This is a genomic window from Flavobacterium sp. ST-158 (assembly GCF_058309975.1).
In genome coordinates, this window is sequence record NZ_JBZEEN010000003.1 from 20,750 (window position 1) to 37,597 (window position 16,848).

Sequence of the window (16,848 nt, forward strand, 5' to 3'; positions counted from 1 at the left end):
AGTAACCTTTAAAACCAAAAAGCATGAAACGGAAGAATACTTAAAATTACATTAACCGACCTCCAACACAGATTTTAAATGAATAAGATTTTCGTTTACGGAGGGAATGAAAACTAGATAACCAAAAGAAACCAAAAAATGAAAAAAAGATACTTTATTTCTCTGTTATTACTGCTTTTTTCAGTAATAGGGTATTCAGAAACCATTCAGCGTATTGAAGCCGAGACTTTTAATGAGGCCTCGGGAGCAAAAGCCGAAACCAATTCGGCACTTTCCGGAACTGGAAATGTAGGTTATATTAAAAACAATACTTGGATTAAATTTACCGGGCATGTGTTTAATCAATATGACACTCGTTTTGATGTAGCTGCGGCAGGAGCAACAGGAGGAACAATCGAGTTTAGATTGGATGCTGCAGATGGAACTTTAATAGGAACAGCTACTGTGTCCGGAAGCACAGGTTGGTCAGATTATAAAATATTTTCGACCAGTATTACTTCTACCACAGGTACCCATGATCTATATCTTGTTTTTAAACATTCAACAAATACAGGGTATTTATTTAACGTAGATTATTTTGAAAAAGTAACAAATGATCCCAATGCGGTACTTTATACTTTAAACACATCAGTGAGCCCGACTGCTGCTGGTATAATCACAGCTAATCCGGGAGGATCACAAATTAATCAAGGAACTGAAGTAACGCTAACAGCCAATAAGAACTTTGGTTATAAATTTACAAAATGGACTGATGGTAATGGAACTACGGTTTCTACAGCTAATCCATATACTTTTACAATAACGGCAAACACTACTTTAGTAGCCGAATATGAAACTTTAGAAACATTTACTTTAACTGTAAATGTAGCAGGAGCTTACGGATTAGGTGATTACACCGTAAGTCCTGCAGGAAAAGATGGTGGTTTTTCTATTTATGAGAAAGGAACTGATGTGACCATAACAGCAGTTGAAAATGAGGTTATAAAATTCAGCAATTGGGAGGATGGCTCCACTGCTTTGAGCAAAGTGGTAACAATCAATGCGGATACTAATGTTACGGCTAATTATGCCAATGTGCCTTTTATTGCAGGTTGGACATTTAAAACCGATCAATATGCGCATCCAAGGGTGGCTGAGTTATATTCAAATGTAGAAAACAGACCACAGCTTTTTGCGTATCATGTGTCTGATAACTCTTTAGCGGCTAATGTGAGATTGCAAAACAGGGGTGGTAAAAACGGGTTTTGTGTATGGAATTCCGATAGAGGACAATTTTTCTATTTTATGACTACATTATCTACGGTAGGTTATAAAAATATCAATGTATCTTCGGGTTTAATGGCTTATTATTACGGTTGCGACGAATGGACTTTTCAATACTCTTTAGATGGTGTAAACTTTGTCAATGTTTCCAGTTTGACAACTATCAATTCTAGTTCTATTACATCTATTGGAGGAGTACTTCCTGTTGAAGCTGAGGGTAAAGAAAAAATTTATCTGAGATGGTTCCCTAATGTAAATGGGCCAACTCATGGTAGTGCAACTGATGTTACCGCAACGGTATTGTCAAATGTAATGGTAAAAGCCGATGAGGTTTTAGTAGTGGATAATACTGCGCCGGTATTACTATCCAGTATTCCTACTGAAGGAGCTACAACAGCAAGTGCTAGTGGAACTATTATTTTAAATTATGATGAATCAGTTCAATTAGGTGCCGGTCAGGCAACATTAAACGGAAAAAATCTGACTGCTGAATTTGTAAACAAAACAGTAAAATTTAGTTATTTCGGTTTAGAATATAATAAACAATATACCTTTAGCTTACCTGAAGGTTATGTAAAGGATTTATCAGGTAATAATGCGGCAGCTGTAAATCTTACATTTACAACAATTCAGAAACCAATACCTGCTAAGCGTGATTTTGATTTAATTGTTGATGCTAATGCTACAGATGATCAGGTGGCTTCAGGAAGATATGTGAAAACAATTGCAGAAGCTTTTAATAAAGTTCCAAGCAATTCGGCAACCAGATATCTGGTATTTATTACGAATGGGACATACAATTTAGGAGGTGACGGAACTAATCCGCAATCTGTATTGTTAACGCTTCCTGCCGGGAAAGACAAGCTGTCTTTAATTGCTCAATCTAAAGATAAAGTGATTTTCCAGGGTAATCCAGGCTGGGGTATTAAGAATGCGGTTTTGGCTATTGAGGCCAATGATTTATATATGGAAAACGTAACTGTGGAACATAAAGATGGTGTAACTACGTCAGGACAACGTCCTGCTTTGAATCCTGCCGGTGACCGTAATGTGTATAATGGCGTTCGTTTAAGAAGTAAACAGGATACTGAGGTAACAGGTGGAAACAGAACATTTTATTACAAATCAACTATTGAAGGTGATGTAGACTTTATTTGTGGTGGCGGAACCCATTGGTATGAACAATGTAATTTAGTTTCAGTGGCAGCAGGTTATATCGTGGCTCCTAACCATGATGCTAATGTACAAAACGGTTATATTTTCAATAATTGTACGATTTCGGCGGCAACTAGTTATTACTTAGGTCGTCCTTGGCAAAATGCTCCTAGAGCAGTGTATCTGAATACGAAGATGTTGGTAGAACCAAATACTGTTGGTTGGGCTAGCATGGGAACAGTTCCGGCTCTTTTTGCCGAATACAATAGTGTAGATGGCAATGGTGTTAAAGTGAATACGGATAACAGAACAAATGTTTTTACTGTTAATGGAGTACCAACAACAGCTAATTACAATCCGGTATTGACCAAAGAACAGGCTGATGTGTATACTATCGAAAATGTATTAAGTGGTACTGATAAATGGAATCCTCTTGAAATTGTAGAGCAAATTTCCGCTCCAGCTAATTTAGCAATGGGGCAAAATAATACACTTTCTTGGGATGCTAATCAATATGCTATTTGTTATGTAGTATGTAAAGATGGAAAATTTTTAGCCATTACTACAGATGCCACTTACGTGGATGCAGAAGTGCTTTCAGGTTCTCATGAATATACTGTTCAGGCAGCCAATGCCTATGGAGGTTTGAGTGCTTTGAGTAAAGTAACCGTTGGAGGAGTAGTAACTTCTTCTATTTCCTATATGAATGCTATTGGAAATGTAGCGATAGCAAATTTAACTCCTGTGACTTATACAGAAGGTACTGCGGTAACATTACCAACACCTGCATTAGACGGTTATACATTTTATGGATGGTCAACTTCAGCTTCAACACCAGATGCAATTACGACAATAGCAGCTACTGCTACAGGAAACCAGGTATATTATGCTTTTTGGGGTGAAAATGGAAATAATCAGCCTGATTCGGTAGTTCCTCCAACAAATTTTGATTATGTATTTACAGGAGCTACAAACAAAAGTTGGGATGTAGCAACCAATTTTGATCCGGCTACAATGCCTGAAGCTGGTAAACAAGTTTCCGTGACTAAGGAAATTGAAACAACTGCTACTGTTTTTCCTGCTGATCTTACTTTTTCAGGCAGTGGAAAATTACGTTTAAGAGGGGCTCATAAAGCGACAGGAAGCTTAATCTTAAAAGATGGTACTAGTATTTATTATTATACCGGCGGTGCCGGAATGTCACTGGAAGCGCCACTGGTGATTTCAGGGAATGTGAGATTTGATATGCAATCTACCAATGCTGATCAAACTACAATGACATTGTTAGGGCCAATTTCAGGCAGCGGAAATATAATTCCATTAAATATAGGTCAGGGTAGCGTAGTTAATACAGGAGTATTACTTATAAAAGGAGATAATACAGAGTTTAACGGTACTTGGGATTTAACACAGAAAAGTACTAAATATGATGGGCTTAATTATATCACTGCATTAGAAGGATCTTCAGCTAATGCATTTGGTTCCGGAACTATTAATGTAGGTCAGGATAGTCAGGTTATTTTTAGCCATGAGCAGGCAGCCGGAGAAAACCTGAAGATTAATTTTACAGAGACAGGAATAGCTGTTTTAAATACGATTGTTAAGGTTAAAACATTTACACTTAATGGTGTTGAATTAGCTGAAGGTTCCTATGACAGTACGACCCATCCACAATTTTTTACAGGTTTTGGTAAGATTGATGTAAGCAGTAGTAATACTGGAGGGGGAGGTAGCCCAACTGGAGTTCCTGCTTTCCCGGGTGCCGAGGGACATGGTAAATATGTAACTGGTGGTCGCGGAGGTAAAGTTATTTATGTAACCAATTTAAATGATTCTGGTCCAGGTTCATTGCGTGATGCTATTAATCAAAGTGGTCCTAGAATTGTATTGTTTAAAGTCTCTGGTAACATTAAGTTACAAAGTGAATTGAATATTACAGATAATATTACCATTGCTGGTCAATCTGCTCCGGGTGGAGGTATTACGTTGCAGGATTACAATGTCAAGGTAAGAGGGAATAATGTAATTCTTCGTTATTTACGTTTTAGAATGGGGGATACTCATGATGTAGAAAATGATGCTTTGGGAGGTCGTTTCCAAAAAGACATTATAGTAGATCACTGTTCTATGAGTTGGTCAACAGATGAATGTGTTTCTTTTTATCAAAATGAAAATTTTACACTTCAGTGGTGTGTGATTTCGGAAGCTCTTCGTAATTCGGTTCATGCTAAAGGTGCCCATGGTTATGGAGGTGTATGGGGAGGTAAAAATGCATCTTTCCATCATAACTTGTTAGCACATCACGATAGTCGTAATCCAAGATTAGGTGAATATGCTAATGATCCATTTGCTTTAACTGATTTGGTAGACATTCGTAACAATGTGATATATAATTGGGGAGGGAACAGCTGCTATGGCGGTGATGCTATGAATGTGAATTTAGTAAACAATTATTGGAAACCAGGACCTGGAACTTCTAGTTCTACGATGGAACGTATTTTGTCTACTGGAAGAAGTTTAGATACCACTTCACCTTTGTATGGTATTTGGGGAAAATATTATGTAGATGGAAATTATGTGGTGGGTTCACCAAGAGCTACGCAGGACAACTGGACTTATGGTGTTTATAATCAGTTTCATAGTAGCCAATTGCCAGTAAGTGATGCTGATAAAGCCGAAGTAAAAATTGAAACACCACATAATCCGGGAGAAATTACTACGCACAGTGCTACTAAAGCTTATGAGTTGGTATTAGAATATGTAGGGGCAAGCTTATATAGAGATGAGGTGGATCAAAGAGCAGTAAATGATACCCGTAATGGAAATGCAACGATTATGGATGGAGGTAATGGTAGTACTAATGGGTATATTGATTCTCCTTCTGCTACTGGAGGATGGCCTGTATTACCTGGTGGAGATGCTCCTGTTGATACAGATGGAGACGGAATGCCTGATGCTTGGGAAACGGAAAAAGATTTGAATCCGAATAATCCGATTGATGGTAATTTAACTACTCTTGATGGTCAATATACAAACGTTGAAGTATATTTATACGAAATAGTTAAAAACATCACAGATAATCAAAACGGGAGTTTAGATGTATATGTTAATCCAACTGACTTTGTTGAGAAATATAATAAAGCCGAAGATGGTAGTAAATTTATTATGGCTGCTGGTACCTATACTTCGGCTGCGCCTCTTGCTATTACTAATAACAATTATCGTTTTGTGCCAGATGGTGATGCTAAGCCAATTTTGGCAACATCTTTTTATACAGATAATGCTGCGATTGCAACAGCAGGATTTAGTTTTGATGGAGTAGCTATTGATTTAACCAATGCCACTTCGAATTTCTTACAGTTTAAAAACGGAGCCAGTTTATCTTCTTTGGAAATCAAAAATGCTACAATCAAAGGTGTTAAACAAAGCTTGTTGTTAACCGAAGGAAATACAGAAAATGTTATTGATGCAATCACTTTAGATAATTGTATTGTGGATGGTTCGGCTGCAATAGGCTACAATTTTATTCAACCGGATGCGCATTTAGTGAAAGAAATTTCATTGAAAAATTCTACGATTTACAATTTTGATAAAGCATTGAACTTTATTGCATTGCAGAACAGTGTCAACACTGATCAAGCAATAAATGTTCAGGTAGAAAGTAACACGGTTTACAATGTAGGTAGTATGGATACGAATGCTTTAGTATATGTAAACAACCCTTATACTTCGGCTTCTATATATGATTTCAAGAATAATGTGATGCAACAAAAATTAGATAATCCAAAAACAACTTATATGTTTTACTCCAATCACGTTAGTGGAGCTGGAGCTGCTAGTTTGGATAATAATTTATTGGATGGGGTTACATCTGTTCTCGTAAAAGGAAGTGTTACTAAGTCAGAAAGTAATGTAAAAACAGTCAGTGGATTAGGTCTTACTGGATTGGTGTTCCCAAATCCAGCTTTAGGAGATTTTAGTTTTTCTAAAAATTCACCTTTGGCAACAGCTTCATCAACAGCAGAAGTAATTGGAGATCCAAGATGGTTAAAAACAAGGGCAACTTTTTCACCAATTACGTATATTAATGCTATTGACGGACAAACAATGACAACAGTAGTTCCGGTGGAATACAGAGAAGGTGGTGTAACACTATTACCAACACCGACATTAGAAGGCTATACATTCTTCGGATGGTCAAATTCGCCAACAGTACCTGGAGTAATAAAGTCTATATCAGCAACCGCTACAGGAACACAAACCTTATACGCATTTTGGGGTAATGGAGGTAATAATTTACCAATCAATGCGGCGCCAACAACTTATACGGTTTCATACTTAAACATGCCTAAATTGGCAATTAATTCTAATTTGAAAACAATTGAAATCGGAACAACTTATGAGTTGTTAGATCCACAATGTAGAGGGTATCGTTTCATGGGCTGGTATGCTGATGCTGGTCATATGTTTGAAATCACTGGTTTTGATACAACTCAGACAACTAATGTGTCGATTTATGCACGTTGGAAAAAATTACAGGAATTTTATGCTTTCCCAACCGTGGCTAAACATAGTGTAACTTTAAAATCATCAGTTGAGAATGATACTGTGAATGTTGTTTCTGTTACAGGTGTTGTTGTAAAACAAATTAATACAACTAACTCTGAAACTGAAATTTCAGTTAGTGATTTACCTGCGGGTTATTATTTAATCCAAAGTTCAAAATCGGGTATGACCGCAAAAATTATCATTAAATAAGTTTAAAATAAGGAGGCGAAACTTTTAGACTTTGCCTCCTGTTATTTTAAAAGTAACTATTATTAAAAAACGTAATAATTATGAATACTATAGTCAAATTATTTTCGCTGGTTTTCGTTAGTTTTTTCTTCGCTTGTTCTAATGATACTGTTGAATCTCAAAGTGCAACGAACGAGGGCTCATTAACCATAGGCGATAAAACTGTTACACTTTCTCAGGCGTATTTGGAAAATTACGGCAAAAGAGGAAATGCTTACAATGTTGATTTTTCAGCCCGTTCTGAGACACTTTCAGGTACAAATACCGATGCAGCAGTAGTTTATTTTGAATTGTTTTCTTCTACAGATAAGAAACTGGCCAAGGGGAATTATATGTTGGGAGATTATTCCTCAGCAACTCCTTTTACATATACACCTTGGGGCGAATCTTTGTTAGGGATTAATATTACCTCAACTGATAAAGGCTTGCGTGTTGCCAATGGTGTAAGTATAAAACCCACTGAAGGTGTTTTTAAAGTAACGGAAAACGGAAAGCAGTACAAAGTGAATTTTTCCGGCAAAGGTACAGCTAGTACTTTCTTAAACGGGGTTCTAACATCAACTCAGGATAATGTTGATTTTTCAATGGAATATACTGGGAACGTAAAAATGTATGCGGGTGTAGAATATACGGCTAAGAAAGTGAATTCAAAAGAAAGAATCGTAAAAACACACGGAGTTCTGTTTGAATAAAAACACGCTATTGTGAAAAAGCATTTGTAAATAATTATAAAATGCTTTTTAAGTGATTCCTAAGCATGAACTACTTCTGACCCTAAAGTCGGAATGCATAGCTCAATAATTGAGTTTGATAATATTATCAAGCAAAAAGTTCCGGAAAGGTATCAGTGAATACTATTGCTGATACCTTTTTTTATTAAAAAATAAATCATTAACAACTAAAATAATTTAATACAACAATTTTATGAATTCACTTCAGTTAGCCGATTACATGGTATTTCTTGTCTACTTTTTTATTGTAGCGGGATATGGTTATTCGGTTTATATACGTAAAAAAACACAATCAATTTCGGCATCTCATGATTACTTTTTAGCAGAAGGATCTTTGACTTGGTGGGCAATTGGAACTTCCTTGATTGCTTCCAATATTTCTTCGGAGCAGTTTATTGCTATGTCAGGTAATGGTTTTAAAATGGGCTTAGCCATTGCTACTTATGAATGGATGGCAGCATTGACTTTAATTATAGTAGCCGTGTTTTTTATTCCGGTCTATTTAAAGAATAAAATTTATACTATGCCACAATTTTTAAGTGAAAGATATAATGAGAACGTGGCAATGATTATGGCTGTTTTTTGGTTGTTACTCTATGTTATTGTGAATTTAACGTCTATACTTTATTTAGGGGCATTGGCCATTAATGGTATTTCGGGTATCGATCTAACTCTTTGTATGTATGGGCTGGCATTTTTTGCTATTGTTATTGCTTTAGGAGGAATGAAAGTGATTGGTTATACCGATGTGGTTCAGGTAGTGTTCCTGATTTTTGGAGGACTAGTAACCACTTATTTAGCCTTAGACAAAGTAGCTGAATTAAATGGTCAAAACGGAATAGTACAAGGTTTTAATTATATGATGAATCAATCTGGAGATCATTTTCATATGATTTTCAAAAAAGATAACCCTAATTTCCCTAGTTTGCCCGGATTGACAGTGTTATTAGGAGGAATGTGGATTGTAAATTTAAATTATTGGGGATGTAATCAGTACATCACACAAAGAGCTTTAGGGGCGGATTTGAAAACGGCCCGAAGCGGAATTTTATTTGCAGCCTTTTTAAAATTATTAATGCCTGTTATTGTAGTATTACCGGGTATCGCTGCTTTTGTAATTTATTCAAAAGGAGGTTTGCAAACAGAAATGTTAGGTTCTGATGGAGTAATGAATCCAGACAGATCTTATCCTGTATTATTAAACTTATTACCAGTAGGTTTAAAAGGATTGTCTTTTGCAGCCTTAACTGCAGCAGTTGTAGCTTCATTAGCTGGTAAAGTGAATAGTATTTCAACCATTTTTACATTGGATATCTATAAAAACAAATTAAATGTAAATGCTACCGAAAAGAAATTGGTTCAGATTGGTAAATTAACAGTTTTAGTATCAATGTTTATTGCGGTGCTAATAGCGCCAATGTTAGGGATAGATAAAAAAGGAGGTTTTGAATTTATTCAGGAATATACCGGATTTGTAAGTCCTGGAATTTTTGCCATGTTTATTTTAGGCTTCTTCTGGAAAAAAACAAGTTCCAATGCTGCTATGTTTGCGACTATTGGAGGTTTTGTGCTTTCAGTAATTTTTAAATTCCTACCTAATATTATGAATTTGGAATTTTTAAGTAGTAGTGGTTTTGCAACATTAGTAGAGCAAGAGGATAAATCTATGGTTTATGAAATTCCATTTTTGGACAGAATGGGATTCGTATTCGTAATCTGTGTATTACTCATGATTTTGATAAGTCTAATAGATGAAAAAAATGGATCTAAAGCTAAAGGTTTAGAAATTGATAGTAAAATGTTTAATGTTAGCAGAGGCTTTGCAGTAGGTGCAATGATTATATGCGGAATATTAGTAGCCTTATATTCTGTGTTTTGGTAGAAAATTGTAATCCAGTGCAAATAATTGAATCTTTCAAGTTGCTAGTTTGAAAATTAAAAACACAAGCAACTATCTAACTAATATTAAAAATAAAAAAATAGCCTGTAAATAATAATGTTTACAGGCTATTTTGTAACATGTAAAACTGTTGATTTTTTAAATCGGCATGTTCGGAGCATCTAGTTATTGTAAAGAGTTTAACATAGGATGTTTTTCAATTCTTTATTGAGTTTTTGTAAAATTATTTATTGGTATATCCAAAGACTATTTTTATTATAAAATCATAACTAAAGAGGCTTCTTCTTATACAATATGTTTATTTCATTTTCTTTCATGAATTGAAGATTTTAACAAGATAGCTTTATTTTAATGTTGTAACTTGTTTATAATGAGTGTTTCTTGTTGTTTTTTTTTAGTAATTGTGATTTGTCGCTATTATCATTGCTAAACAACAACCTCCATAGAAAAAAATATATGATAGGTTTGTGTCGGTTTGTAAATTAAATAGTAAATAATTTGGTAGTGTAAAAGGAAGGATAATAGATTCTAAATTTTTTATTCTTTCTTTTTTTATTTTAATTAAACAATGAAAATAGTTAAATTTTTTTATTTGGTTGTTATAGCAATGCTGATTTCGGGTAATTCAGTTTTTGCAAAAAATGACAAAAATAATTTAGTAGTTGCTTTAGATGGCTCCGGAGATTATAAATCAATTCAGCAAGCGATTACCGCTTGCGGAGCTTTTTCTTGCACTAAGAAAAAGATATTTATTAAAAACGGAGTTTATAAAGAGAAAGTATTAATCGATTCCTTTCATACTAATATTAGTTTGATAGGGGAGAGTAAAGAAAAAACGATTTTGACCTATGATAATTATGCAGGACAGCCTTTTATTGGAACTTTTACAAGCTATACTTTAAAAATTTCAGGCGATCATATAAGAATAGAAAATTTAACTGTTGAAAATGCAGCAGGAAGAGTTGGTCAAGCTGTAGCGCTTCATGTTGAAGGCGATTATTTTGTTGCCAAGAATTGCAGTTTGTTGGGGAATCAAGATACTTTATATGCTGCAGGTCAAAATAGCCGACAATTTTTTAAAGATTGTTATATAGCTGGGACAACGGATTATATTTTTGGATCTGCCACAGCTATTTTTGATTCATGTGAGATTCATAGTAAAACCAATTCCTTTATTACAGCAGCAAATACTCCCAAGGAAGCTGAATTTGGTTTTGTTTTTCTTAAATGCAACCTAACTGCTGATCCGGAAGTTGATAAAGTGTATTTAGGAAGACCATGGAGAGCTTATGCTAAGGTGGTTTTTATTGATTGTTTTCTGGGGAAGCATATTCTTCCAGAAGGCTGGCATAATTGGGAAAAACCAGAACAAGAGAAAACTGTTTTTTATGCTGAATACGGAAATAAAGGATCGGGATCCGATACTTCAAAACGAGTTAAATGGGTTCATAATTTGAGAAAAAGTGAATTATCAAAGTTTGAATTAAATGAAATTTTTAAGGTTGAAAGTGAATGGGCACTGGATGCAACTAAGTTTTAGTTTTTTCAAAAATAGTTTTGGAATAAAATAAATAATAAAAAAATATAATAATGAAAAAGTTATTGATTAAAAATCTTCCTTGTGTAATTCTGCTGTTCTTGTCTGTTACAGCTCATTGTAAAAATTATGATATCAGAGCATTGGGCGCAGATAATACAGCAAAAATAAAATGTACTGATTTAATCAATAAAACGATTAATCAGGCAGCAAAGGAAGGAGGAGGAACTTTGTATTTTTCTTCAGGAACTTATCTAACTGGGGCAATTACCTTAAAAAGTAATATTACAATTTATTTGGAAGCTGGAGCTACTTTAAAATTTTCTTCTGAATTTAAAGATTATTTGCCATTTCAAAATGTTCGTTATGAAGGAGTGTTTATGAATACATTCGCCCCTTTAATTAATGCATATAAAGCGGAAAATATTACTATAAAAGGTGAAGGAACTCTTGATGGTAACGGATTTGCCTGGTGGGATGAAGAGTATAGACTTTTAGGTGAAATTAAATCAAAAAATGGTATCGAAAAACCAAATGATTTGCAAAAAATGTGGACTGCGGCCAATAAAGATCTGACAGTAGAACCTTATTACCAAGGAATATTTAAGAAGCAGTTTTTTCGTCCTCCATTTATCCAGTTTTTAGAGTGTAATAAAATAAGAATTGAAGGAATACGTATTCAAAATTCTCCTTTTTGGACCATTAATCCTGAAGGATGTAATGATATTGTGGTACATGGCGTTACGATTTTTAATCCTGCAAAAGATCCACATGGTCCTAATACTGATGGGATTAATCCCTCGTCCTGTAGTAATGTTAGAATTTCAGATTGTTTTATTAGTGTAGGAGATGATTGCATTACTATAAAATCAGGACGAGATTCAAATGGTAGAAATTATGGTAAGGCCTGCGAGAATATCACAATAACTAATTGTGTAATGCTAGCCGGTCATGGAGGGGTTGTGATTGGTAGTGAGATGTCCGGAGGTGTGAAAAATGTAGCGATTTCTAATTGTGTTTTTGACGGAACGGATGCAGGAATTCGCATGAAAGCATCCAGAGGTCGAGGAGGTGTGGTTGAAAATATCAGGGTTTCTAATGTTGTAATGAGGAATATTAGTCGGAATGCATTCACTTTTGATTTGTTTTATGACCGTGCTTCTAAACCGGAACCGGTTTCTGAGCGTACCCCAATATTTAGAAATATTCATATAAGTGATGTTTCAGGAGTTGGTATAAATAAAGCCGGAGAAATAAAGGGTATTGAAGAAATGCCTATTAGTGAGTTGTCTTTTACCAATATTAATTTGGAAGCTCAGCAGGGTTTCAGTTCGGATTTAGCGAAAAATTTAACCTTTAATAATGTTGATATCAGTACGGAAAAAGGAGCTTCTTTTGAATTTAAAAATTGTGATAATCTGGTTTTGAATGATATACGGTCTAAAAAGCCTATAACGAATCAGTCAGTAATAAAAGTAAGTAATTCTAAAAATGTTTTGTTAAATAATTGTTTTCAAAAAGAGCCGGTCGATGTTTTTTTAGAGTTTAAAGATTCAGAAATCATAGAAGGAAATAATTTTCTTTCTAAAATAAAAGAGTCCGTTAGGAAAATCCAATAATAATAAACAGAATGAGAATGAAATATATTGTACTGAATTTATTATTTGTATTTGCATCATTCACTGCATTAGGACAGGAGTATATACCTCTTTGGCCTGAGGGAAAGATGCCAAATTCTAAGGGCATGAAATTGCCACGGATTGAGGAGCGTCAACGTGTTACTCAGGTTGATGTACCGGGGATGTATACTTTTTTAACTTCGAAGGAAGAAAATACAGGAGCGGCAGTTTTAATTTTTCCACCCGGAGGCTATCAAAAATTAACGTATAATATTGCAGGAATTCAATTAGCCAAATGGTTCAATACATTTGGTGTAAATGCTTTTGTGGTGATGTACAGAATGCCTACTTCGCCCGATTTAAAAAATCAGGCTTTCGGACCTATAATGGATGGACAAAGAGCAATTAAATTAGTTCGTGAAAATGCTGAAAAATGGGAAATTGATAAAAATAAGATTGGAGTGATGGGCTGTTCGGCAGGGGGAGGTCTGGCTGTGAATCTGGCAACCATAAATACAGATTATACAAAAATAAACGATGCTTTAGATACAGTTGATTTTAAACCTGATTTTCAGATTGTGGTTTCAGGAGCTATCAGTATGATGCAAAATGCACATAAAGGAAGCCATGACGCTTTGTTAGGTAAGGATCCTTCTACGGATACAGAGGTTCTTTTTTCGGGAGAACTAAATGTTAACAGTACAACTTGTCCTGCTTTTGTAGTTTGTGCTGCCAATGATCCTGTAGTTAACCCATTAAATAGTATTCATTATTACGAGGCACTTTTAAAAGCCAGTGTAAAATCGGCCTTGCATATTTTTCCACAGGGAGGACATTCAATTGCTCTAAGAAACAATCCCGGATCTACAGAGCTTTGGACGAGTTTGTGTGAAGCCTGGCTAAGAGAAATGGGCTTTTTAAATAAATAAAATCGTTTAGTTTTTTTATTAAGAATAACTCTCTATTAATTTTTTAACCAAAATTATCAACCAAAATATGAAAAATTACTAATTATTTGTGCTCTATCAATGTATGTGAATAAAGCTCAAGATAGAGTAATCAGACCGTCAGTGCCTTTTTATTAGTTTCAGTTGACGCTCGTGCAGCTGGTATGGTAAACATGAGAGTTTCTACATCTTCGGATGTCTTTTCTCAGCAATGGAATCCCGCAAAATATACTTTTGCAAAAGAATAAAAAGGAATGTTATTAATTTGTAATTATTACCCTGTAAATTTAACAAACGATGTAGGACTAGGGTAACTTACTAATTATCATAAAATAGACGATAGAAGTGCCTTTGCAACAAGTTTTAGATATTTTGGCTTTGGTGATATTGCATTAAGACAAACAAGCGATCCAGATGAGGTTTTTTTTCTCGTGAGACCTAACTAGTTTGCTTTAGACGGCTCTTATTCATTAAAACTGAGTGGAAAATTTTCAATGGCTATTTCGGGCAGATCTATTCATTCAAATTTAAAAGTTGCAACCGATAACAGTGATGTTACTTTGGCGAATTAATTTGCAATTGATATAGCGGAATTTTATGAGTCCCATGAAATTGTATTTAATAAATTTAACTGAAGGTGGAAAGTTATAAAAAGTACGCTTCGATTTTTACTCAGTTTTAACTTTGGTGATAAGTAGCTATGTTTACTTTATTTGACTTAAAATTTTAAAAATTGTACTAGGTATAAAATTACTTTTTTTGATAGTGATTATTTTAAATCTATAAATGAAAATTTCATTTTTCAAGTACGAGACTCCTGTTTTTAGGTTAGTGTTTTTTTTGTAAAGGCTTAAAAACACTAGGCTTTGCGATATGACCTCAATGATTCTGTATTTGACCCCCATATTTTTCCAATCTACATAAATACATTTGCTAAGATAGAATTTGATTAAAAATTGATTTTTTTGACGTATCTGTTTTTTATCTCTTTTTATTTTTAAATATATGTTTTTATGTTCAATTTTTTAGACAATTATATTATGGATGAGTTTCGAATATAACTCTTTTGTTGGGTAGAGAATTAATAGATATTGAGATAAAAATTACATCTCATTGATAAACCAAAAACCATGAATAATATCTTGTCAAGGAAAAAATATGGTGTCGGTAATATTTTTAGAAAGAAAGTATTTAGTAGTTATTAGGATGATATTTTTTGGCAATGTTTATCTGTTAGAAAAATTTCGTTACCTACATTTTTTTAGTTTCGGTTATGTTCCAAAAGGACAACTGAATTCTTTTTGAGTTTACAATCATTAAATCAAATAAAATTATTAAATAAAAATAAAACCATGAAAAAGTGTGTTTTAGGTATTCTTTTTTTCACTAGTGTATGTCTATTCGGTTTTCCTGCATGTACATCATCTTATAGGTTGGATGATAATCTTGGTGAAAATAATGACAATAGCAATAACAATAATACCAATTCAAATAGTCCGGTGGTTGAAGATCCTTTTGCTTTTCCAGGAGCAGAAGGTGGTGGTATGAATGCAACCGGAGGTAGAGGAGGTACTGTATATAAAGTAACATCTTTGGAAGATACTAATGCACCAGGTACATTAAGATATGCTGTAAATAAGACAGGTCCTAGAATAGTAGTATTTGATGTTTCAGGTACGATTTATCTAAATTCTAAATTAACTATTTCTAATAATGATATTACAATTGCAGGACAAACGGCACCTGGAGGAGGTATTTGTTTGGCTTACTATCCGGTAAGTATTAATGCTGATAATGTTATTTTGAGATATCTAAGAATTCGAATGGGAGATACTAAAGCAGTAGAGGATGATGCTTTAGGGGGGAGATTTCATAAAAATATTATTGTAGATCACTGTTCGATGAGTTGGTCCACTGATGAATGTGTTTCTTTTTATCAAAATGAAAATTTCACGTTGCAATGGTGTATGATATCCGAAGCGTTAAAAAACTCAGTTCATGATAAAGGTTCTCATGGATATGGAGGAATTTGGGGTGGAAAGAACGCTTCATTTCATCATAATTTGATGTCTTCTAATGATAGTAGAAACCCTCGATTAGGAGAATATGCTAATGATGCTTTTGCTCTTACGGATTTGATTGACTTAAGAAATAATGTAATTTATAATTGGGGAGGAAACAGCTGTTATGGAGGAGAAGCGACGAATGTAAATATCGTAAACTGTTATTATAAACCAGGTCCGGCAACATCCAGAAAGGATCGTATTATATCAATAGATAAAAATACTAATACTGATGTTTCTCCAAACCCTGTATATAACATTTGGGGTAAATTTTATATTAATGGAAATATTGTTGAAGGTTCAGTACTAGCAACGCAAGACAATTGGACTTATGGAGTATTTAATCAGTTTAATAGTAAATATGGTACTGTTTCGGATGCAGATAAAGCTGCAATGAGAATTAATACGCCTCATAATGCTTCTGCGGTAACAACTCATGCTGCCGATAAAGCATATTCTTTAGTATTAGATTTTGCTGGTGCTTCATTAGTTCGTGATGTTGTAGATGAGCGAATAATTAATGATGTTCGTAAGGGTATTGCAACAATAATGGATGGTGGTAAAGGCAGTACAAATGGACTTATCGATTCCCAGACTGCCGTTGGTGGATGGCCAGTATTAGCATCTGGGACAGCATTGAAAGATACTGATAATGATGGTATGCCTGATCAATGGGAAAATACAAAAGGACTAGATCCTAATAATAACGATGCTAAAGGTAGAAATTTGAGTACTGCTTATGATAATATAGAAGTTTATATTAACAGTATTGTTTCAGATCAAGTTATAAAGCAAAAGGGATAGAATTATTCTTGATAATCCTGCACAGATGTTGA

General features: G+C 34.3%; 7 protein-coding genes and 1 pseudogene. All 8 read left to right on the forward strand.

What is annotated here, in order from left to right; translation table 11 throughout:
- Nucleotides 1-138 precede the first annotated feature (138 nt).
- The 8 genes and pseudogenes from AC4FRF_RS06075 to AC4FRF_RS06110 all read left to right on the forward strand — a co-directional run bounded on the left by AC4FRF_RS06075 (nucleotide 139) and on the right by AC4FRF_RS06110 (nucleotide 16,816).
- Entirely contained in the window at nucleotides 139-7,176 is a 7,038-nt protein-coding gene (locus tag AC4FRF_RS06075; RefSeq protein ID WP_491158601.1) for a pectinesterase family protein, read from the forward strand.
- 80 nt (nucleotides 7,177-7,256) lie between these two features.
- Complete coding sequence (locus AC4FRF_RS06080) at nucleotides 7,257-7,907, forward strand: hypothetical protein (RefSeq protein WP_491158602.1); 651 nt, start codon at nucleotides 7,257-7,259, stop codon at nucleotides 7,905-7,907.
- Nucleotides 7,908-8,139: 232 nt separating this feature from the next.
- Nucleotides 8,140-9,828, forward strand: a complete 1,689-nt coding sequence (locus AC4FRF_RS06085; protein ID WP_491158603.1) for a sodium/sugar symporter — start codon at nucleotides 8,140-8,142, stop codon at nucleotides 9,826-9,828.
- Between the two features lie 586 nt (nucleotides 9,829-10,414).
- Nucleotides 10,415-11,386 carry a pectinesterase family protein gene (locus AC4FRF_RS06090; RefSeq protein ID WP_491158604.1) on the forward strand — a complete coding sequence of 324 codons (972 nt, stop codon included), beginning with the start codon at nucleotides 10,415-10,417 and terminating at the stop codon, nucleotides 11,384-11,386.
- Between the two features lie 50 nt (nucleotides 11,387-11,436).
- Nucleotides 11,437-13,002 (forward strand): glycoside hydrolase family 28 protein, encoded by a 1,566-nt coding sequence (locus tag AC4FRF_RS06095; protein WP_491158605.1) that lies wholly within the window; start codon nucleotides 11,437-11,439, stop codon nucleotides 13,000-13,002.
- A gap of 17 nt (nucleotides 13,003-13,019) precedes the next feature.
- Nucleotides 13,020-13,931, forward strand: a complete 912-nt coding sequence (locus AC4FRF_RS06100) for an alpha/beta hydrolase (protein WP_491158606.1) — start codon at nucleotides 13,020-13,022, stop codon at nucleotides 13,929-13,931.
- 191 nt (nucleotides 13,932-14,122) lie between these two features.
- Nucleotides 14,123-14,521, forward strand: a pseudogene (locus tag AC4FRF_RS06105) (PorV/PorQ family protein).
- Between the two features lie 780 nt (nucleotides 14,522-15,301).
- Nucleotides 15,302-16,816, forward strand: coding sequence for a pectate lyase (locus AC4FRF_RS06110; protein WP_491158607.1), 1,515 nt, complete (start codon nucleotides 15,302-15,304; stop codon nucleotides 16,814-16,816).
- The last annotated feature ends 32 nt before the right edge of the window (nucleotides 16,817-16,848 follow it).